Annotated in this window: 14 protein-coding genes; 12 read left to right on the top strand and 2 right to left on the bottom strand. The window is 64.0% G+C overall.

Annotated features, from left to right (window positions below):
• Positions 1-266: 266 nt before the first annotated feature.
• From gltB to eno, 6 genes are all read left to right on the top strand, one after another.
• Positions 267-4718, top strand: coding sequence for a glutamate synthase large subunit (gene gltB, locus F0A17_RS12440; protein WP_149328646.1), 4452 nt, complete (start codon positions 267-269; stop codon positions 4716-4718).
• A 23-nt stretch (positions 4719-4741) separates the two neighbouring features.
• Positions 4742-6163, top strand: coding sequence for an FAD-dependent oxidoreductase (locus F0A17_RS12435; RefSeq protein WP_149328645.1), 1422 nt, complete (start codon positions 4742-4744; stop codon positions 6161-6163).
• A 110-nt stretch (positions 6164-6273) separates the two neighbouring features.
• Positions 6274-6828, top strand: a complete 555-nt coding sequence (locus F0A17_RS12430; protein ID WP_149328644.1) for a cupin domain-containing protein — start codon at positions 6274-6276, stop codon at positions 6826-6828.
• A gap of 113 nt (positions 6829-6941) precedes the next feature.
• Entirely contained in the window at positions 6942-8597 is a 1656-nt protein-coding gene (locus tag F0A17_RS12425; RefSeq protein WP_149328643.1) for a CTP synthase, read from the top strand.
• A 5-nt stretch (positions 8598-8602) separates the two neighbouring features.
• Positions 8603-9469: a 3-deoxy-8-phosphooctulonate synthase gene (kdsA, locus tag F0A17_RS12420; protein ID WP_149328642.1), complete on the top strand. Its 867-nt coding sequence runs from the start codon at positions 8603-8605 to the stop codon at positions 9467-9469.
• A gap of 77 nt (positions 9470-9546) precedes the next feature.
• Positions 9547-10839, top strand: coding sequence for a phosphopyruvate hydratase (gene eno / locus F0A17_RS12415; RefSeq protein ID WP_149328641.1), 1293 nt, complete (start codon positions 9547-9549; stop codon positions 10837-10839).
• A gap of 584 nt (positions 10840-11423) precedes the next feature.
• Here eno and fdxA read toward each other — a convergent pair.
• Positions 11424-11747 carry a ferredoxin FdxA gene (gene fdxA / locus F0A17_RS12410; RefSeq protein WP_149328640.1) on the bottom strand — a complete coding sequence of 108 codons (324 nt, stop codon included), beginning with the start codon at positions 11745-11747 and terminating at the stop codon, positions 11424-11426.
• Between the two features lie 162 nt (positions 11748-11909).
• On the bottom strand, positions 11910-14498 hold the full coding sequence (gene mutS / locus F0A17_RS12405) for a DNA mismatch repair protein MutS (protein WP_149328639.1): 2589 nt from the start codon (positions 14496-14498) through the stop codon (positions 11910-11912).
• A 153-nt stretch (positions 14499-14651) separates the two neighbouring features.
• Between mutS and F0A17_RS12400 the strand changes: the two genes are divergently transcribed.
• From F0A17_RS12400 to F0A17_RS12375, 6 genes are all read left to right on the top strand, one after another.
• The gene (locus F0A17_RS12400; protein WP_149328638.1) at positions 14652-15767 is read left to right on the top strand and encodes a mechanosensitive ion channel family protein; all 1116 of its coding nucleotides are present in this window, start codon (positions 14652-14654) and stop codon (positions 15765-15767) included.
• 130 nt (positions 15768-15897) lie between these two features.
• Positions 15898-16434 (top strand): CinA family protein, encoded by a 537-nt coding sequence (locus F0A17_RS12395; RefSeq protein ID WP_149328637.1) that lies wholly within the window; start codon positions 15898-15900, stop codon positions 16432-16434.
• A 129-nt stretch (positions 16435-16563) separates the two neighbouring features.
• Positions 16564-17628 carry a recombinase RecA gene (gene recA / locus F0A17_RS12390; RefSeq protein WP_149328636.1) on the top strand — a complete coding sequence of 355 codons (1065 nt, stop codon included), beginning with the start codon at positions 16564-16566 and terminating at the stop codon, positions 17626-17628.
• A 32-nt stretch (positions 17629-17660) separates the two neighbouring features.
• Entirely contained in the window at positions 17661-18134 is a 474-nt protein-coding gene (locus F0A17_RS12385; protein WP_149328635.1) for a regulatory protein RecX, read from the top strand.
• A 176-nt stretch (positions 18135-18310) separates the two neighbouring features.
• Complete coding sequence (gene alaS / locus F0A17_RS12380; protein ID WP_149328634.1) at positions 18311-20920, top strand: alanine--tRNA ligase; 2610 nt, start codon at positions 18311-18313, stop codon at positions 20918-20920.
• Between the two features lie 96 nt (positions 20921-21016).
• On the top strand, positions 21017-22267 hold the full coding sequence (locus tag F0A17_RS12375) for an aspartate kinase (RefSeq protein ID WP_149328633.1): 1251 nt from the start codon (positions 21017-21019) through the stop codon (positions 22265-22267).
• The last annotated feature ends 115 nt before the right edge of the window (positions 22268-22382 follow it).

The following is a 22382-nucleotide window of genomic DNA, read 5'->3' as shown; positions in this document are numbered from 1 at the left end:
TCGTTTGAATACCGTTTATGCGTACCGCAAGTCCTTGAACTGATAGTTGTTTTTGCTCTGGTTCATTCAGCAAGTTGCGGATTTGATGGGGGTTTTGCTGAGGGTAGGGTAAGGGGGAGATTGCGCGGCGGGGCAGTAAGTGTCTATGCTGGGCGTCCTTTTCTCGCGACAGCAGCAGGCTGTTACTGACAGCAAGAAATAAAGAAAAACATACAAAGATACATAGCTGTTGTTGTTAGGTCAATAGTTACTCTTCGAGGCACGCCATGAACCGAGGCCTTCATCATCCAGGCGAGTTCCGTGACAACTGTGGATTCGGCCTGATCGCCCATATGGAAGGACAGGCCAGTCACGACCTGCTCCGTACTGCCATCGAGTCGCTCACCTGCATGACGCACCGTGGCGGCATCGCCGCCGACGGCAAGACCGGCGACGGCTGCGGTCTGTTGCTGAAGATGCCCGAGGCATTCATGCGTGAGGCCGCCGCCGAATCACTCGATCTCGAACTCGGCGAGCGATTTGCGGTCGGTGCGGTATTCCTGCCCGACGACGACGCCGGGGAAGCGCGTGCCCGCGGCATTCTCGAGGGCGAGCTGCGCGCCTGCGGCTTGGTCATCCGAGGCTGGCGAGACGTGCCGGTGGATCCCTCCTACTGCGGCGAGATCGCCCGCGCCTGCCTGCCCCGCATTCGGCACCTGTTCGTCGAGCCGGGCAAGCTCAGCGAGCCCGAGCGCTTCGATGTCGACCTGTTCATGGCGCGCCGCCGCGCCGAGCAGATGCTGCGCGACGAAGAGGACTTCTACGTCTGCTCGCTGTCGTCCAAGGTCGTCTCGTACAAGGGCCTGATGATGCCGGTGGACCTGCCGACTTTCTATCGGGACCTTGGCGACGAGCGCCTCGAGACCGCCATCTGCGTCTTCCACCAGCGCTTCTCCACCAACACCGAGCCGCGCTGGCCGCTGGCCCAGCCGTTCCGCCTGTTGGCGCACAACGGTGAGATCAATACCATCGAGGCCAACCGCGGCTGGGCCAACTCGCGCAAGGAAAACTTCGTCAACGAGCGCCTGCCCGATATCGCCGAGCTCGACGAGATCGTCAATACCGTGGGCTCCGATTCGTCGAGCATGGACAACATGCTCGAAGTGCTGCTGATGGGCGGCATGGAGCTGCACCGCGCCGTGCGCATGATGGTGCCGCCGGCATGGCAAAACGTCGAGACGATGAGCGGCGAACTGCGCGCCTTCTACGAATACAACTCCATGCACATGGAGCCATGGGACGGTCCTGCCGGCGTGGTCATGACCGATGGTCGCCAGGCGATCTGCATGCTCGATCGCAACGGCCTGCGCCCGGCGCGCTGGGTGATCACCAAGAACGGCTACATCACCCTGGCCTCGGAGATTGGTACCTACGACTACAAGCCCGACGACGTGGTGGCCAAGGGGCGTGTCGGCCCGGGCCAGATCCTCGCGGTGGACACGCACACCGGGGAGGTGTTGCACACCGAGGACATCGACAAGCGTCTGCAGTCGGCCTACCCCTACAAGCGCTGGCTGAAGGAGGAGGCGCACTACCTCGAGTCGGCCCTGACGGAACTTGCCAGTTTCCAGAACATGGATGCCGAGCAGGTCAAGACCTGGCAGAAGATGTTCCAGGTCAGCTTCGAGGAGCGCGACCAGGTGCTGCGGCCGCTGGCCGAGAGCGGCCAGGAGGCGGTGGGCTCCATGGGCGACGATACCCCCATGGCAGTGCTGTCGCGCAAGCAACGCCTGCTTTCCGACTACTTCCGTCAGAAGTTCGCCCAGGTCACCAACCCGCCCATCGACCCGCTGCGCGAATCGATCGTGATGTCGCTGGAGACCTGCATCGGCGCCGAGCTCAACGTGTTCAAAGCCACACCCGAGCATGCCCATCGCATCATCCTGACCACGCCGGTGCTGTCGCCGCGCAAGTTTACTGCGCTGCTCGAGCAGGACGATCCCGCCTTTTCCCATCAGCGGTTGAGCCTGGGCTACGCTCCGGACCAGATGGGCCTCAAGGCGGCCATTCTCGAGCTGTGCCGCCAGGCCGAGGCCGCCGTGCGCGACGGCAAGGTGATCCTGGCATTGTCGGACGCCAACCTCGCCAAGGGGCAACTGCCGATCCACGCCGCTCTGGCCGTGGGCGCGGTGCATCACCACCTGGGCAAGCTGGCGCTGCGTCCGCGCGCCAACATCGTGGTCGAGACCGGCTACGCCCGCGATGCGCACCAGATGGCGGTGCTGTTCGGCGTCGGCGCCACCGCGGTATTCCCGTGGCTGGCGTATCAGGTCATGGCCGACATGCATCGCACCGGCGAACTCACCGGCAACCCGGCGGACGCCCGCGAGAACTACCGCAAGGGCATGCAGAAGGGGCTCTACAAGATTCTCTCCAAGATGGGGATCTCGACGCTTGCCTCCTACCGCGGCTCTCAGCTGTTCGAGGCGGTGGGGCTCTCTTCCGAGGTGGTCGAGCTGTGCTTCACCGGCATGGCCTCGCGCATCGAGGGTACCGGTTTTGCCGAGCTGCAGATGCAGCAGGAGCTGTTGGCGCGAGAAGCGTGGACGCCGCGCAAGGGCATCAATCAGGGTGGCCTGCTCAAGTACGTGCACGACCATGAATACCATGCCTACAACCCCGATGTGATCAAGGCGTTGCAAGAGGCCGTACAGGAAGGCGACTACGCCAAGTGGAAGCGCTTCGCTCAACTGGTCAATGAGCGCCCGGCCGCCACCCTGCGCGACTTGTTGGGGCTGAAGGTTGCCGAGACGCCGTTGCCCCTGGAGGAGGTGGAGCCCATCGAGGAAATGCTGCCGCGCTTCGACAGCGCCGGCATGTCGCTGGGCGCGCTATCCCCGGAGGCTCATGAGGCGCTGGCCCAGGCCATGAACGAGGCCGGCGGTCGCTCCAACTCCGGCGAGGGTGGCGAGGACCCGGTACGCTACGGCACCATCCGCAGCTCCAAGATCAAGCAGATCGCCTCCGGGCGCTTCGGCGTGACACCGGCCTACCTGGTCAACGCCGAAGTGCTTCAGATCAAGGTGGCCCAGGGTGCCAAGCCCGGCGAGGGCGGCCAACTGCCCGGCGGCAAGGTCAACGAGCTGATCGCGCGGCTGCGCTACTCGGTGCCCGGCGTGACGCTGATCTCGCCGCCACCGCACCACGACATCTACTCCATCGAGGATCTGGCGCAGTTGATCTTCGACCTCAAGCAGGTCAACCCCGAGGCGCAGGTATCGGTGAAGCTGGTTTCCGAGCCCGGCATCGGTACCATCGCGACCGGCGTGGCCAAGGCCTATGCCGACCTGATTACCGTGTCGGGTTACGATGGCGGCACCGCGGCGAGCCCGCTGACCTCGATCAAACATGCCGGTTCGCCCTGGGAGCTGGGTCTGCCCGAAGTGCACCAGGCGCTGCGCATCAATGGCCTGCGCGACAAGATCCGCCTGCAGACCGACGGCGGCCTGAAGACCGGCCTCGATGTGGTCAAGGCGGCCATTCTCGGCGCCGAGAGCTTCGGCTTCGGCACTGCGCCGATGGTGGCGTTGGGCTGCAAGTACCTGCGCATCTGTCATCTGAACAACTGCGCTACCGGCGTGGCCACCCAGCACCAGTACCTGCGCGATGAGCACTTCCGCGGCACCGTGGACATGGTCAAGAACTACTTCCGCTTCATCGCCGAGGAGGTACGCGAACTGTTGGCCATGCTGGGCGTGCGCAAGCTGACCGACCTGATCGGTCGCACCGACCTGCTCGAGGTACTGGAGGGCGACACCGCCTCCCAGCGCAAGCTCGACCTCACCCCGCTGCTGGCCAACGATTTCGTACCGGCCGACGCGCCGCAGTTCTGCCAGGTGAGCCGCAACGTGCCTCATGACCCCGGGGCCAAGAATCAGGAAGTGCTGGCCACCATCGAACAGGCCATCGCCAACAAGAGCGGCGGTGAATTCGCCTTTACCATCACCAACTGCGACCGCTCGGTGCCGGCACTCTCTTCCGGCGCCGTGGCCAAGCATTATGGCGAGGCCGGGCTCGAGGATGCCCCCATCACGCTGCGCTTCGAGGGAGTGGCCGGGCAGAGCTTCGGCGTGTGGAACGCCCGGGGCCTCAACCTTTACCTCGAGGGCGATGCCAACGACTACGTCGGCAAGGGCATGAACGGCGGTAAGGTGGTCATCGTGCCGCCGCGCGGTAGCCGTTTCGAGAGCCACAAGACGGCCATTGTCGGCAATACCTGCCTGTACGGCGCCACTGGTGGCAGGCTGTTCGCCGCCGGCACCGCCGGCGAACGCTTCGCCGTGCGTAACTCGGGTGCCCATGCGGTGATCGAAGGGGCCGGCGACCATTGCTGCGAGTACATGACCGGCGGCCTGGTTTGCGTGCTCGGCAAGACCGGCGTCAACTTCGGCGCCGGCATGACCGGCGGCTTCGCCTACGTTCTCGACGAGGACCGTTCCTTCGTCGATCGCTACAACCATGAACTGGTGGAGATTCACCGGGTCAACACCGAGGCCATGGAGGCCTACCGGCGTCACCTGCGAGAGATCATCGAAGAGTTCGTGACCGAGACCGACTCGGCGCGTGGACGCGAGATCCTCGACGACTTCAGCGATTTCGTGCGGCATTTCTGGCTGGTCAAGCCCAAGGCGGCGAGCCTGAACAGCCTGCTCGACGAATCCCGCAGGCGTCCTGAGTGAGCCGGATTCCAGGAGACACGAATATGGCCAACCGATTGACCAGAAACGACTTCCAGTTTATCGATGTGGGACGACAGGACCCGCAGAAGAAAGAGGCCCGTACGCGTTCGCGCGAGTTCGCCGAGATCTACGAGCCCTTCAAGCCCCAGGAGGCGGCCAACCAGTCGCACCGCTGCCTGCACTGCGGCAACCCGTACTGCGAGTGGAAGTGCCCGGTGCACAACTACATTCCCAATTGGCTGCAGTTGGTCACCGAGGGCAACATCCTCGAGGCCGCCGAGCTGTCGCACAAGACCAACTCGCTGCCCGAGGTGTGCGGGCGCGTGTGTCCGCAGGACCGCCTGTGCGAGGGCGCCTGCACACTGAACGACGGCTTCGGCGCGGTGACCATCGGTTCGGTGGAGAAGTACATCACCGATACCGCCTTCGCCATGGGATGGCGCCCGGACATGTCTCAAGTCACCTGGACCGACAAGAAGGTCGCCGTCATCGGTGCCGGCCCGGCTGGGCTCGGCTGCGCCGACATCCTCGTGCGCAACGGCGTGCGCCCGGTAGTGTTCGACCGCTATCCCGAGATCGGCGGCCTGCTGACCTTCGGCATTCCCGAGTTCAAGCTCGATAAGACGGTGATGGAGCGTCGTCGCGCAGTGTTCGAAGAGATGGGCATCGAGTTCCGGCTCGGCGTCGAGGTGGGCAAGGACATCGATTTCGACACCCTGCTCGCAGAGTACGACGCGGTGTTCCTCGGCATGGGTACCTACAAGTCCATGACCGGTGGCTTCCCCGGCGAGGGCCTGCCCGGTGTCCACAAGGCGCTCGACTACCTCATCGCCAACGTCAACCACTGCCTGGGCTTCGAGAACGAGCCGGACGACTACGTTTCGCTCGAAGGACAGAAAGTGGTGGTGCTGGGCGGCGGTGATACCGCCATGGACTGCAACCGTACGGCGATTCGCCAAGGTGCCGCCACGGTGACCTGCGCCTACCGTCGCGACGAGGAGAATATGCCCGGCTCCAAGCGTGAGGTGGCCAACGCTCGCGAGGAAGGCGTCGAGTTCCTGTTCAACCGCCAGCCGGTGGCAGTGGTCGGCGAGGGTAAGGTCGAGGGAGTGAAGGTGGTGCGCACGCGAATGGGCGAGCCCGACGAGAATGGCCGCCGCCGCCCCGAGGTGGTGCCGGGTTCCGAGGAGGTTCTGCCGGCGGATGCCGTGGTCATCGCCTTCGGCTTCCAGCCGAGTCCTGCGCCATGGTTCGATCGCTTCGGCATCGAACTCGACGAGCGCGGCCGCGTGCTGGCGCCGGAGCATGGTGCCTATGCCTTTCAGACCACCAACGAGAAAATCTTCGCCGGTGGCGACATGGTGCGCGGCTCCGACCTGGTGGTCACCGCCGTCTTCGAGGGGCGCCAGGCCGGGGAAGGCATCCTCGACTATCTCGGCGTGTAAATGCCCCCGTTCCCGATACGATTCGCCCCGGCCAAGCGCCGGGGCGTTGTCGTTCTGGGCGTTCCTTTCCTAGAATCAAGTGACAGAACCGAACGCGACAGGAGACGATCATGGACGATTCGCTCGAGAGGTTGGGGCTGGCCGTTTCCGGTGGCGATGCCGTCGAGCCGGAGCGAATGGTCTTCGCCGACGACGGTCGTATCCCCAACACGCCGTTGGCGTCGCTGGCGTTCCACTCGCGGGGCGTCGATCCCGCGCTCGATCGCGACGCCATAGCGGCTCGCTTCGAACGACTCTTTACAGCCAGCGGCTGGCCGCCGAGCTGGCGTGGCGGCGTCTACGAATATCACCATTACCATTCCATTGCCCATGAAGCCTTCGGCGTGCTCGCCGGGCGCGGCCGGCTGCGGCTGGGTGGTGAGAAGGGGCAGGATGTCGAGCTCAACGTCGGCGATGTCCTGGTGCTGCCGGCGGGCACCGGCCATTGTCACCTCTGGGCCAGCGACGATTTCTTGCTGCTGGCCGCCTATCCCGAGGATCAGCGCGAACTCGACCTGATCCGCGCCGACCCGGATGCACACGATGCCGCCGTGGCGCGAATCGCCAAGGTGTCTCGGCCGCTGCGCGACCCGCTGGGCGGGGATCTGGCGCGCTGGTGGGCATGAGCAACGGCGTCAGGCAGCGAAATTGAGCCATTGGTCGTAATCTGCTACGCTGTCGACCCATCCTGGCGCGGCTTTCCTGCCGCTCCTCACGATCACGTTTCGACAGGTTCTCCATGACACGATATATCTTCGTGACCGGCGGCGTTGTGTCCTCACTCGGCAAGGGCATCGCGTCGGCCTCGCTGGCGGCGATTCTCGAGGCGCGTGGCCTCAAGGTCACCATGCTCAAGCTCGATCCCTACATCAACGTGGATCCGGGCACCATGAGCCCTTTCCAGCACGGCGAGGTGTTCGTCACCGAAGATGGCGCCGAGACCGATCTCGACCTGGGCCACTACGAGCGCTTCATTCGCACCAAGATGACCCAGGGCAACAACTTCACCACCGGTCGTGTCTACGAGCACGTGCTGCGTCGTGAGCGCCGCGGCGACTACCTGGGCGGCACCGTGCAAGTCATCCCGCATATCACCGACGAGATCAAGCGTCGCGTCTATGCCGGCGGCGAGGGCTTCGACGTGGCGCTGGTGGAGATCGGCGGCACCGTGGGCGACATCGAATCGCTGCCTTTCCTCGAGTCGATCCGCCAGATCAGAAGCGAACTGGGCGCGAGCCGGGCGATCTTCATGCACCTGACCCTGGTGCCCTATATCAAGACCGCCGGCGAGACCAAAACCAAGCCGACCCAACACAGCGTCAAGGAGCTTCGCTCCATCGGGATTCAACCCGACATTCTGATCTGCCGCAGCGAGGTGGAGCTCGAGGAGAGCGAGCGGCGCAAGATCGCGCTGTTCACCAACGTCGAGGAGCGCGCGGTCATCCCGCTGCAGGACGCCGATACCATCTATCGCATCCCGCTGATGTTGCATGAGCACGGTCTCGACGAGATCGTCTGCGACAAGCTGCGTCTCGAGGCCGAGCCGGCCGATCTGACCGAGTGGATCCATGTGCTCGACGCCAAGCTCAATCCGCTGAAGTCGATCAACATCGCGATGGTCGGCAAGTACATGGAGCTGCTCGACGCATACAAGTCGCTCAACGAGGCGCTGGTCCACGCCGGCATCCAGACCCGGGTGAAGGTCAATGTCGACTACATCGACTCCGAGATCATCGAGCGCCAGGGCACCGAACGGCTGGCCGGCAAGGATGCGATCCTGGTGCCGGGTGGCTTCGGCGAGCGCGGCGTGGAAGGCAAGATCGAAACCGCCCGCTATGCGCGCGAAAACGGCATTCCTTATCTCGGTATCTGTCTCGGCATGCAGGTGGCAGTGATAGAGTACGCACGCCACGTGGCCGGCTGGGAGGACGCCAACTCCACCGAGTTCACCCACAACACACAGCACCCCGTGGTCGGCCTGATCACCGAATGGATCACCGCCGAGGGCAAGATCGAGCTGCGCGATGAGGCGTCCGATCTGGGTGGTACGATGCGCCTTGGCGGTCAGGTCTGTCATCTGGCGCCGGGCACCAAGGCACGCGAGGCCTACGGCAGCGATGAGATCGTCGAGCGCCACCGTCATCGTTTCGAGGTCAACAACCAGTTCGTCGAGGCGCTCGAGCAGGCCGGCCTGGTGGTTTCGGGCAAGAGCGTCGACAATTCCCTGGTGGAGATGATCGAGCTGCCCGACCATCCGTGGTTCGTGGCCTGCCAGTTCCATCCCGAATTCACCTCCACGCCGCGCGACGGCCACCCATTGTTCACCGGCTTTGTCAACGCGGCGCTGGAGCACAAGGCGGCGCGCACCCGCGCGCAGTCCTCGCACCAGGAGTGAGGCCCATGTCTTCCACGACCCCGTCCACCCCCGAACGCCATATTTCCATTGCCGGCCTTACCGCCGGCAATTCTTTGCCGCTGATGCTGCTAGGCGGCATGAACGTGCTGGAATCCCGCGACTTGGCCCACGAGGTCGCCGAAACCTATGTCGACGTCACGCATCGACTCGACATGCCCTACGTGTTCAAGGCGAGCTTCGACAAGGCCAATCGCAGCTCCATTCACTCCTTTCGCGGTCCCGGCCTGGAGCGGGGACTCGAGATACTGGCCGAAGTGAAGTCCCGCTTCGGCGTGCCGGTCATCACCGACGTGCACGAGCCCTGGCAGGCCGAGCCCGTCGCCGAGGTGGCCGACATCATTCAGTTGCCGGCCTTTCTGGCGCGCCAGACCGACCTGGTGGTGGCCATGGCCCGGACCGGGGCCGTGATCAACATCAAGAAGCCGCAGTTCCTGGCGCCCCACGAGATGCGGCACATCGTTCGCAAGTGCGAGGAGGCGGGCAACGATCGGGTGCTGCTCTGCGAACGCGGATCGAGCTTCGGATATAATAATCTGGTGGTCGACATGCTCGGCTTCGGTGACATGAAGCAGACGGGACTGCCCGTATTCTTCGACGTCACCCATTCCCTACAGCGCCCGGGCGGGCGCGCCGACAGCGCCGGCGGACGCCGCCAGCAGGTCGCCGAGCTGGCGCGTGCCGGTGTCGCCGTGGGGCTGGCGGGGCTCTTTCTCGAGGCCCACCCGGACCCTGACAGCGCCCTGTGCGACGGCCCCTGCGCGCTGCCGCTGGACCAACTCGAGCCCTTCCTGGCTCAGGTGAAGGCCCTTGACGAGCTGGTCAAGGGTTTTCCGGCCCTGTCCATCGAGTAGGCCGATCGAATAAGCCGATGGCAGAAGCGCTACCGCATCGACTCAATCAACGCTGACTGAATGAAAGGACGACAGAGATGACCAAGATTGTCGACATCCACGCCCTCGAGGTGCTCGATTCCCGTGGCAATCCCACCGTACAGGCCGAGGTGCGCCTGGAAAGCGGCGCCGTGGGCGTGGCCTGCGCTCCCAGCGGTGCCTCCACCGGCTCGCGCGAGGCCCTGGAATTGCGTGACGGCGACAAGTCACGTTATCTGGGCAAGGGCGTGCTGAAAGCGGTGGAGGCCGTCAACGGCGCCATCCGCGAGAGGCTCGTCGGGATGGATGCCCGCGATCAGCGCGGTCTCGACACTGCCATGATCGAACTCGACGGCAGCGACAACAAGGCCAATCTCGGTGCCAACGCCATTCTCGCCGTATCGCTGGCTGCCGCCAAGGCCGCGGCCAACGCCAAGGGCATGCCACTCTACGCTCACATTGCCGAGCTCTACGGTCAGCCGGGTCAGTACAGCATGCCGGTGCCGATGATGAATATCCTCAACGGTGGCGAGCATGCCGACAACAACGTCGATATCCAAGAGTTCATGATTCAGCCGGTGGGCGCGCCGAACTTCCGAGAGGCCCTGCGGGTCGGGGCCGAAATTTTTCATGCCCTCAAGAAGGTGCTCTCCGCGCGCGGCCTGGCCACTGCGGTGGGCGATGAGGGCGGCTTTGCGCCGAACCTGGAGTCCAACGCCGAGGCGTTGGCGGTGATCAAGCAGGCCGTGAGCGATGCCGGCTACGAGCTTGGCCGCGACGTGACCCTGGCGCTCGATTGCGCCTCCTCCGAGTTCTACCAGGATGGCAAGTACAATCTTTCCGGCGAGGACAGCATTTTCGATGCGGCGGGTTTCGTCGATTACCTGGCCGGGCTGTGCGACGAGTACCCGATCGTCTCCATCGAGGACGGCATGGACGAGTCCGATTGGGACGGCTGGAAGGCGCTGACCGACAAGCTCGGCGACAAGGTACAACTGGTCGGCGACGACCTGTTCGTGACCAACACACGCATTCTCAAGCGTGGCATCGACGAGAAGATCGGCAACTCCATCCTGATCAAGTTCAATCAGATCGGCTCGCTCTCCGAAACCCTGGATGCCATCAAGATGGCCCAGGATGCCGGCTTCACCGCGGTCATCTCCCACCGCAGCGGCGAGACCGAGGACACCACCATCGCCGACCTGGCCGTCGGCACCTCGGCTGGCCAGATCAAGACCGGTTCGCTGTGCCGCTCCGATCGTGTCGCCAAGTACAACCGCCTGCTGGTGATCGAGCAGCAGCTTGGCGAGCGTGTCGCGTATCCGGGGCGCAGTGCAATCAAGGGTCAGTAGCGTCGGGTGACGCTGGTGCCGGCATGCCGCGACCAAGACCATTGGCCGAGGATATCGCTGACTATCTTGTAAGATATTCCCTACATAATGGCGACGAACTAAGCGAAGTAAGACCCCAAGAAACCGATGCCCAAGGCATCGGTTTTTCTTTAAGCGATTGATCGACAGGTAGAATTTCAACTAACAGTGAAAGCCGATCATGGCAAAGAAGGAAGTTTGGAGGATTTTGCGACTAGAGGCTTAACTGCCAAAATACCCATGGGACAAGGCAGAGCGGGAGAGCTCTCCAGCAGGATGCAACGGGATGCTGATGATGTGGCGCGCCCGGTGCGACAGGAGGTTGCCTCCGGGCAGGGACGTTTGCCACTGGAGTCAGGACGGAGGGACCCGTCCAAGGAAATGCTGGGAGCCGGGCGGCCTATGAGGCCGCCTTTCTTCGTGTATGGCTCGCGTTCCTGTCGCTAACGGCCTTTTCGCTTCATGGCGCGCCAACGCGCTGCGTGACGTGGCTGCTTTCCTGAAGCCGGTACGGTATCGCGTTCAGCGCCCGCGATCGGTAAGGGCGCTAACCGAATAGGAGAGGCTCAGCGCTCCAAGTATTGAAGCTTGCCCGGCTTGCCATCCCACTCCTCCGCATCCGCCGGTGGATCCTGTTTCTCGGTGATGTTGGGCCACACCTCGGAGAGTTCGGCGTTGATGGCGATGAATTCCTCCTGCCCTTCAGGTAACTCATCCTCCGAGAAGATCGCCTCGGCAGGGCACTCCGGCTCGCACAGAGCGCAGTCGATGCACTCGTCCGGATGTATTACCAGGAAGTTGGGGCCTTCGTAGAAGCAATCCACCGGGCAGACCTCGACGCAGTCGGTGTACTTGCACTTGATGCAGTTTTCGGTGACGACAAAGGTCATGCCTGTCTCCCTCCTCGCAGCCGGGGCGTGCCCTTCCCGGCTGATGATGATCGGTATCAGTCTTAAGTCTGATAGTTATAAAAAATAAACTTTTTATAAGCTTGAATCCGCTGGACGCTTCATTCTAGTCATGCCACCCGGTGTGAGCAAGCCGCGTGGCGCTTAGAGCTGCTCGCGCCAGGCATAGATCAATTCCAGTGCTTGGCGCGGCGTTAGCTCGTCCGGATTCAACCCGCCCAAGGCGTCGAGTAGCGGATGGGGTGCGGTGGCGAACAAATCGTTCTGCAAGGGGGCCGGCCCGCTGTCGTGCCGAGGGCCGCCGCGACTGCTCTGATCGACCTCCTGCTGCTCCAGCTGGGACAACTTGTCGCGCGCTCGGGCGATGACCGACTGCGGCACGCCGGCCAACTGCGCCACCTGCAGACCATAGCTCTGGCTGGCGGGGCCCTCCTCCACACGATGCATGAAGACGATGCCGTCACGGTGCTCGGCGGCCGTGAGGTGCACGTTGGCCACTCCCTCGGCCTGTTCGGCGAGAGCGGTCATCTCGAAGTAATGGGTGGCAAACAGCGTGAACGCTCGTGTGCGGGTCAGGTGCTCGGCACTGGCCCAGGCCAGCGACAGGCCGTCGAAGGTGCTGGTGCCACGGCCGATTTCGTCCATTAGCACCAGGCTGTGGTCGGTGGCGTTGTGCAGAATATTGGCGGTCTCGGTCATCTCCACCATAAAGGTGGAACGTCCGCCGGCCAGGTCGTCCGACGAGCCGATACGCGTGAAGATACGATCCACCGGGCCGATGCAGGCCGCGTCGGCGGGTACGAAACTGCCGGTATGGGCGAGCAGGGTGATCAGCGCCGCCTGGCGCATGTAGGTGGATTTGCCGCCCATGTTCGGGCCGGTGATGACCAGCATGCGGCGCTTATCATCCAGCATCAGGTCGTTGGGCACGAAGGGGCCGTCGCTGACGTGTTCGACCACCGGGTGGCGTCCGCCGCGAATCTCGATCCCCGGCACCTGGAGCAGCTGCGGTCGAGTGAAACCGAGCGCCTGGGCGCGCTCGGCGAAGGTCGCCAGCACATCCAGCGCCGCCAGGGCGCGGCCGGTGCCTTGCAACGGGCCGAGCTCGGCATTGAGTGAATCGAGCAGGCCATCGTAGAGCAGCTTCTCACGGGCCAGGGCGCGCGACTTGGCCGACAGCGCCTTGTCCTCGAACTCCTTGAGTTCGGGAATGATGAAGCGCTCGGCGTTCTTCAGGGTCTGGCGGCGGATATAGTCGGCCGGCGCTTCGCGGGCCTGGGCGCGGGGAATTTCGATGTAGTAACCATGAACGCGGTTGAAGCCCACTTTTAGCCCGGTCAATCCGGTGCGCTCGCGCTCACGCGTTTCCAACTGCACCAAGTAGTCGCCGGCATGCTCGGCGAGTCCCCGGTAGTCGTCAAGTTCGGCGTCGAAGCCTTCGCGGATCACGCCGCCGTCGCGGATCACCACGGGGGGATTGTCGACCAGCCCCCGTGCCAGCATATCGGCCAGCGCCGGGTATGGGCGGATATGGTGGGCCAGTTCGTCCAGCGCGGTCCCTTCAGCGTAGTCGGCGAGCTCACGTTGCAGTTCTGGCAGCGCCAGCAGGGCGTCACGCAGGCGCGCAAGATCGCGCGGGCGAGCGCTGTAGAGCGCGACTCGGGCCAGGATGCGTTCGACGTCGCCGATCGCCTTGAGCAACTCGCGCAGCGTCACGAAGCCCTCCCGCTCGAGTAGCAGGGCGACCGCCGCCTGGCGCCCCTGCACCTGGGTGCGGTCGCGCAGCGGGCGGTTGAGCCAGCGCTTGAGCAGACGCGACCCCATGGCGGTGGCGGTGGTGTCGAGCACGCTGGCCAGGGTGTTGTCGCCACCGCCGCCAAGATTGATATCGATCTCCAGGTTGCGACGACTGGCGGCGTCGATGACCACGGCATCGTCGCGGCTCTCCACGCCCAGCGCGGTGACGTGGGGCAGGCGCGAACGCTGGGTGTCGCGCGCGTACTCCACCAGCACACCGGCGGCGGTGAGGGCGGCCTCGAGATGAGCACAGCCGAAACCGCGCAGGTCCTGTACCTGGAACTGGTCGCACAGCAGGCGCGTGGCGCTGTCGAGATCGAATAGCCAATCGCTCTGGCGACGCAACCCCTGGCGTCCTTCCAGGCCGGGCGGCAGCGTGAGACTGTCGGGCACCAGCAGCTCGGCGGGGTCCAGGCGCTGGAGTTCGGCCAGCATGTCACTCTCGCCTTCCACCTCTAGCACGCTGAAGCGACCGCTGGACAGCTCCAGCCAGGCGATGCCCCAGCACTCGCCGGCAGGATGCACGGCTACCAGCAGATTGTCGCGGCGAGCGTCAAGCAGCGCCTCGTCATAGAGCGTGCCCGGAGTGACGATGCGTACGACCTTGCGCTCCACCGGGCCTTTGCTCGTTGCCGGGTCGCCGATCTGCTCGCAGATCGCCACCGACTCGCCGGCCTTCACCAGGCGTGCCAGGTAGCCTTCGGCACTGTGGTAGGGCACCCCGGCCATGGGGATCGGTTTGCCGGCGGACTGGCCGCGCTGGGTCAGGGTAATGTCGAGCAGTGTGGCGGCGCGCTTGGCATCGTCGAAGAACAGCTCGTAGAAATCGCCCATCCGATAAAACAGCAGCACGCCGGGGTGCTCGCGCTTGATCTTCAAATACTGGGCCATCATCGGCGTATGGGCCGGCATGGCTGTCTTGACCGCGTCGTTCATGCGTTCGTGGCTGGCTCGTCGGTCGGTTGCGTGGGTATCAGGGGGCAAGATTATCACGGTCCGCCCCCGACCTTCATGCGCTGCGGAACCTTCATGCAGTTTTCATCGAATTGGCCATACTGACTGGCGCTGTCGAGTCATCCGGGAGGCATTATGCAAAGGGAACTTTGGAACGACTGGCTGGCCTGGCTGAACCAGCCGGCCCTGATGACGTTGCTGGCGATACTGGGCATTACCGTCGCCAGCTATATCGCGCTGCGCTTGGCGCTGCGCCTGCTCGTGACACGCATCGTCGATTGGTCCTCCCACGGCAGGCGGCGCTGGCGGCGCTACGCCGCGCATATCGCCGAGCATACCAGCCGGCTGCTATTGGCCGCGTTCGCACTGCAGGTGGCCCTGTTCGTGGTGGAGCTGGGCCCCGTGTGGGAACAGCGAGTCAGCCACCTCTGGTTCCTGGTGCTGGCCATCCAGTTCGGCTTGTGGATCGATGCCGCTCTGGACCTGTGGAAAGAGGATACCCTTCGGTCGGAAGCCGGCCGCGACAACCAACTGACCGTGACCATGGTCGTGCTGATGTTCCGAACGGGGCTCTGGGCAGTGGTACTCCTCTCGGGACTGGCCAATCTGGGGGTGAACATCACGGCTTTCATCGCCAGTCTGGGGATTGGTGGCATCGCCATCGCACTGGCGGTGCAGACCCTGCTCGGCGACCTGTTCGCCTCGGCGTCCATCGGCATCGACAAGCCGTTCAAGGTCGGCCACTTCATCGTCTTTGGCGACATTGCCGGCACCATCGAGTACATCGGTCTCAAGACAACACGTGTGCGCAGCCTGAGCGGCGAACAGGTCGTTATTTCCAATACGCGACTGCTGCAGCAGACCATTCACAACTACAATCGCATGAACGAGCGGCGCGTGGCATTCAACGTGGCGCTCTCCTTCCGTACGCCGCTGGACAAGGTGCGCGACGTGCCGGAGTTGATTCGAGGCGTCATCGAGTCGATCGATGATACCCGCTTCGATCGGGCCCACCTGCGCTTCTTCGACGACTACGCATTGAAGTACGAGGTCGTCTATTACGTGCTAAGTCCGGATTTTAACCTCTATATGGATATTCAGCAGGCGATCAACTTCGGCCTGCTGGAAGCGTTCGAGGCGCGCGACATCCGCTTCGCCATGCCGGTACGCTCTATCGAATTTCTCGACGAGGTCCCGCGGGCAGCGCGGGAGACTGCCTCCGCTCACCGCGCCAACGAGCGGCAGAGTTGAGGAGCGGCTGGCTGAGGGAAGACGTCGATAGAGGCTGCTAGGAGCGGCGTGCATGCGCTATCGTGGTCAATAGATCCGGGACCTTGCGGCCGGCTTCCTGCCGGCTCGCCATTTATCGAGGAGCGATACGATGCCCCATAGCGCGTCCAGTCTGGCCAATCTCGATCTTGCGACCCTGGCCGAGCGGCTCGGGCGGCGTTGCCGCGAGCGTGGCGTCAGCATCACGACCGCCGAATCCTGTACCGGCGGCGGAGTGGCCAGTGCGATCACCTCGGTCGCCGGCAGCTCCGACTATTTCGAAACCGGCTACGTGACCTACTCCAACGCGGCCAAGAAGCGATTGCTCGGGGTGCCGGAGGCGTCGATCGCCCAGCACGGGGCGGTGAGCCGCGAAGTGGTCGAAGCCATGGTGGCCGGCGCCTGCCGCGACAGCGGGGCGAGGCTGGGGGTGGCGATCAGCGGCGTGGCCGGCCCCGACGGCGGCACGCCGGAGAAGCCGGTGGGTACCGTGTGGCTGGCTTGGGGCGATGAGGCGCGCCAGCAGGCTGAGCGCCATCAATTTCCCGGCGACCGCCGTGCGGTGCGCGAGCGCGCGGTACGCGAGGCCATCGTGGGGCTGATTCGCTATATGGAAGCCGAAGAGTCATCGCATCGCGCGAGTGGCTAGCCGCGCGGCAATTTTTTCGCCATACTACTGTCCAACCATACAGTACCAGGCGTGCTCCCCGTTGGCAGCCCGCCATTCCTTATCGCGATTGCGCCTGCGATCGTTTGCGAGTTCTGCGAGGAGAGCCTCATGGCACAGGATGAAAACCGCTCCAAGGCATTGAATGCCGCCCTTTCCCAGATCGAGCGCCAGTTCGGCAAGGGCACCGTGATGCGCCTGGGCGATGCGCCACGGGTAGTGATGCCGTCGGTGTCCACCGGGTCGCTGGGGCTCGATATCGCGCTCGGCATCGGCGGCCTGCCCTTCGGCCGGGTGGTGGAGATATTCGGGCCCGAGTCGTCGGGCAAGACCACCCTGACCCTGTCAGTCATCGCCCAGGCCCAGCGCCAGGGCAAGATCTGCGCCTTTATCGATGCCGAGCATGCCCTCGACCCCAGCTATGCCGAAAAGCTCGGTGTCAATCTCGACGACCTGCTGGTTTCACAGCCGGACACCGGCGAACAGGCCCTGGAAATCTGCGACATGCTGGTGCGCTCCGGCGGCGTCGACGTGATCATCATCGACTCGGTCGCTGCGCTGACCCCGCGCGCCGAGATCGAGGGCGAGATGGGTGACTCGCATGTCGGCCTGCAGGCACGCCTGATGTCCCAGGCGCTGCGCAAGATCACCGGTCACATCAAGAACGCCAACTGCTTGGTGGTGTTCATCAACCAGATCCGCATGAAGATCGGCGTCATGTTCGGCAGTCCCGAGACCACCACCGGCGGCAACGCGCTCAAGTTCTACGCCAGCGTGCGTCTGGATATTCGCCGCACCGGCTCGGTGAAGCAGGGTGACGAGGTGACCGGCAACGAGACCCGCGTCAAGGTGGTCAAGAACAAGGTGGCGCCACCGTTCCGTCAGGCCGAGTTCCAGATTCTCTACGGCAAGGGTATCTACCATGCCGGCGAGGTCATCGACCTTGGCGTGCAGTGCAATCTGGTCGACAAGGCCGGTGCCTGGTACAGCTATCAGGGCAACAAGATCGGCCAGGGCAAGGCCAACGCGGCGCAGTTCCTCGAGGACAATCCGGCAGTGATGGAAGAAATCGAGAGCCAGATCCGCGCCCAACTGCTGGCCACCGCCGCGCCCCGCGAGGAGGAGGCCGAAGAGCCGCTGGCCGCCGACGCCGGGCGCGAGGACGATCTGCTCTAAGGCGAGCGGGCCCAGACGAGCTGTCCTGAACCATGTCGATCGAGCCCGGCGCCGCGTCCCCAAGGGATGATGCCATTCGCCTGCTGGCTCGGCGCGAGTACTCTCGCGCCGAGCTGGTGCTGCGCCTGTCGGCTCGCTCCCATTCTGCCGCAGCGATAGAGGCATGCCTCGACGAGCTGAACGAGCAGGGCCTGCAGTCCGACGCGCGCTTTGCCGAGAGTTTCCTGCGTTCGCGGGTGGCGCGTGGCCAGGGGCCGCTGAAGGTCCGCGTCGAACTCGAGCGGCGCGGCATCGATCGTGCTCAGGCCGCGGCGACGCTGGCCGCAGCCGAGCAGGCCGGCGAAGTCGACTGGTTCGAGCTGGCTGCCGAAGCGTTGTCCCGGCGCTTCATCCATCCCGGCGACTCCCCCCGCGAGCGCGCCCGGCGCGAGCGTTTCCTGGCCGGCCGCGGCTTCGATTACGAGCAGATCCGCTATGCCCTGGAGCGGCTCGATCACGCCGACTAAGCCACTGGTATGAGCGACTCCCCTTTAGTCGCTTGACAACTGCGTTATAATGCTCCCCTTTGCGAACGCCCTGGGTGGCGCTCCTGACACGCTGCGGTTTACGTTTCCCGGCCGGAAATGACGGCCCGAAGCGTGCCTGCCCGTCGGGTCACCACGCTCATCGCCACGGATACCCCATGAAAAGCGCAGACATCAGACAGGCCTTTCTGAGTTACTTCGAGGAGCACGGTCATACCGTCGTGCCATCGAGCTCCCTGGTGCCGGGCAATGACCCGACGCTGCTGTTCACCAATGCCGGCATGGTGCCGTTCAAGGACGTCTTCCTGGGCCGCGATCCGCGTCCCTACGTGCGTGCCACTTCATCCCAGCGCTGCGTACGCGCCGGCGGCAAGCACAACGACCTGGACAATGTCGGCTATACCGCGCGTCACCACACCTTCTTCGAGATGCTGGGCAACTTCAGTTTCGGCGATTACTTCAAGCGCGACGCCATCCGTTTTGCCTGGGAGTTTCTCACCCAGCGCTTGGGATTGCCCGCCGAGAAGCTGTGGGTCACGGTGCATGTCAGCGATGACGAGGCAGAGAGGATATGGAAGGAGGAGGTCGGCGTCGATCCGGCGCGCTTCTCCAAGCTCGACGAGGACAACTTCTGGCAGATGGGCGACACCGGCCCCTGCGGGCCGAGCTCCGAAATCTTTTACGACCACGGCCCCGAGGTGTGGGGTGGGCCTCCCGGTAGCCCCGAAGAGGACGGCGATCGCTACATCGAGATCTGGAATCTGGTCTTCATGCAGTTCGACCGCGATGCGGCCGGCAACCTCAATCCGCTGCCCAAGCCCTCGATCGATACCGGCATGGGCCTGGAACGGGTCTCCGCGGTAATGCAGGGCGTGCACTCGAACTACGAGATCGACTTGTTCCAGAACCTGCTCGAGGCGGCAGCCCGGGCCACTGGCCACGAGGACACCACGGCACCCTCGCTGCGCGTGATCGCCGATCATATCCGCTCCTGTGCTTTCCTCATCGCCGACGGCGTGCTGCCCTCCAACGAGGGGCGCGGCTACGTGCTGCGCCGGATCATCCGCCGTGCCGTTCGTCACGGCCACAAGTTGGGCGCCAGCGAGCCGTTCTTTCACCGACTGGTCGGCGCGCTCGATGACGAAATGGGCGATGCCTACCCGGAGCTGCGTGAGGCGCGCAGCCAGATCGAGCGCATCCTGCTCAAGGAGGAGGAGCAGTTCGCGCGTACCCTCGAGCATGGCATGAGCCTGCTCGAAGAAGCGCTGGAGGACCTCGACGGCGACGTGCTGCCGGGCGCGACGGTATTCAAGCTCTATGATACCTACGGCTTCCCCTTCGATCTGACCGCCGACGTGTGCCGCGAGCGCGGCGTGACGCTCGACGCCGAGGGCTTCGAACGCGAGTTGGAGGCGCAGCGTGAGCGCGCTCGGGCCGCCAGCCAGTTCGGTGCCGACTACGGCGCTGCGCTGGAACTCGAGGGCGAAACCGCCTTCACCGGCTACGACAAGCTCGAGGACCGTGCCACGGTGACGGCCATCGTCGATCGCGAGGGCAACGCGCTGGCCGCACTCGAACCCGAGCAGCGCGGCATCGTGGTGCTGGACCGCACGCCGTTCTACGGCGAGTCCGGCGGGCAGGTGGGCGACACCGGCTACCTCCGCGCCGAAGGCGGCCGCTTCCTGGTGACCGATACCCAGAAGCAGGGCGGCCATCACCTGCATCATGGTGTGTTGCTCGAAGGCAGTCTTGCAGTGGGGAGCGAGGTGCACCCCCAGGTCGACGCCGGGCTGCGTGCGGCCACCGTGCGCAATCATTCCGCCACCCACCTGATGCACAAGGCGCTACGCCTGGTGCTGGGCGAACATGTTCAGCAGAAGGGATCGTTGGTGACGCCCGAGCGGTTGCGCTTCGATTTCAGCCACTTCGAGGCGATGACCGCCGAGCAACTGGACGAAGTCGAGCGCCTGGTCAACGAACAGATACTCGCCAATGCGCCGACTCGCATCGAGCAGATGACCCTGGACCAGGCCAAGGCCAGGGGGGCGGCGGCACTGTTCGAAGCCAAGTACGCCGACAGCGTACGAGTGCTGACCATCGGTGCCGACGATTTCTCCATCGAGCTGTGCGGTGGCACCCACGTGGCGCGCAGCGGCGACATCGGTTGTTTCCATATCGTTGCCGAGCAGGGCATCGCTTCCGGCGTACGCCGCATCGAGGCGATCACCGGGGAGGGGGCGCTGGCCCACTTCCGTGAGCAGGAGGCGCGCCTCGTGCGCCTTGGCGAACGCCTCAAGGCCAAACCGGAGCAGGTCGAGGATCGCGTCGAGTCGCTGGTCGAGCGCAATCGCAGCCTGGAGAAGGAACTCGAGCGCCTCAAGGCCAAGCTGGCCAGTGCCGCCGGCAGCGACATGCTGAGCCGGGCGCGCGAGATACATGGCGTCAAGGTGTTGGCCACGCAGCTCGAAGGTGTCTCCGGTAAGGAGCTGCGCAGTGTCCTCGACCAGCTCAAGAACAAGCTTGGCTCGGGCATCGTGGTGCTGGGCGTAGCCGACGAGGCCGCCGGCAAGGTGAGCCTGATAGCTGGCGTCACCGATGATCTGACGGGACGGATCAAGGCCGGTGAGCTGGTCAATCACGTGGCTTCTCAGGTCGGCGGCAAGGGAGGCGGGCGCCCCGACATGGCCCAGGCCGGCGGTAGCGATGTCGCCGCCCTGCCGGCCGCGATCGATAGCGTGCCTGGCTGGCTGGAGGCTAAGCTCAACTAATCACCAGGCCGGTGGCAGCAATGCCCCGGCCTTCGTATTGAATGACGTTTCACTCATCCGAGCGTGACCCGCTCGACAAGCGAGGGAAAACCGCAGATGGCATTGTACGTACAGAAATTCGGCGGCACCTCAGTGGGCTCCGTAGAGCGCATCAAGGCCGTGGCCGAGAAGGTCAAGGGCTTTCGTGACGAGGGGCACCAGGTCGTCGTCGTGGTTTCCGCCATGAGTGGCGAGACCAACCGCTTGATCGGCATGGCCAATGAGATCAACGACGAGCCCACGCCGCGTGAAATGGACATGCTGGTTTCCACCGGCGAGCAGGTCACCATCTCGCTGCTGGCCCTGGCCCTGCACAAGCTGGGCGTACCCGCGACCTCCTACACCGGCTCGCAGGTGGGAATCCTCACCGACAGCGCCCATACCAAGGCACGGATTCAACGCATCGAGACCGACGAGATGCGCGAAGACCTCGATGATGGAAAGGTGGTCGTGGTGGCCGGCTTTCAGGGCGTCGACGAGGAGGGCAACATCACTACCCTCGGTCGTGGCGGCTCCGACACCACCGGGGTGGCACTCGCCGCCGCGCTGGGCGCCGATGAGTGCCAAATCTATACCGACGTGGATGGCGTCTACACCACCGATCCGCGGGTGTGCTCCAAGGCCCAGCGTCTCGACTCCATCACCGTGGAAGAGATGCTCGAGCTGGCCAGTCTCGGCTCCAAGGTGTTGCAGATCCGCTCCGTCGAGTTCGCCGGCAAGTACAATGTCCCGCTGCGTGTGCTGTCCAGTTTCCAGGATGGCCCCGGCACCCTGATCGTTGCAGAATCCGACCAAGATGAGGACTCCATGGAAGAACCGCTGATTTCCGGTATCGCTTTCACCTCCAACGAGGCCAAGCTGACCCTGCTCAATACGCCCGATGTGCCGGGTGTGGCATCTCGTATCCTGGGGCCGATTGCCGATGCCAATATCGAAGTCGACATGATCGTGCAGAACGTGGCGCCGGCCGGCGATTACACCGATTTCACTTTCACCGTGGCCAAGGGCGACTACAAGAAGACCCTGAAGATACTGCAGGAACAGGTCATTCCCGATCTGGGCGGCGGTGAGATCAATGGCGACGACAATATCGCCAAGGTGTCCCTGGTCGGTGTCGGCATGCGCTCGCACGCCGGCGTCGCCTCCAAGATGTTCCGCGTGCTGGCCGACGAGAACATCAATATACGCATGGTTTCCACTTCGGAGATCAAGATCTCGGTAGTGATCGACGAGAAGCAGATGGAACTCGCCGTGCGTGCTCTGCACACCGCTTTCGGGCTGGATAAGAGCGATATCGAGAGCGAATAGAAAAGTTACCAGAAATCCAACAAGGTAGAGGCGACCGCAGCGGGAAGCTTCTTCTACGCTAGGGAAAGGTTGCGCCTCACTGGCTGACATGAAGTTTCACTTCTACGTAGCCCCG

The sequence above is a fragment of the Billgrantia pellis genome, from assembly GCF_008297955.1.
GTDB lineage: Bacteria > Pseudomonadota > Gammaproteobacteria > Pseudomonadales > Halomonadaceae > Halomonas > Halomonas pellis.
The sequence above is the reverse complement of the archived record's forward strand: the minus strand, read 5'-3'. Positions and strand labels throughout refer to the sequence as shown.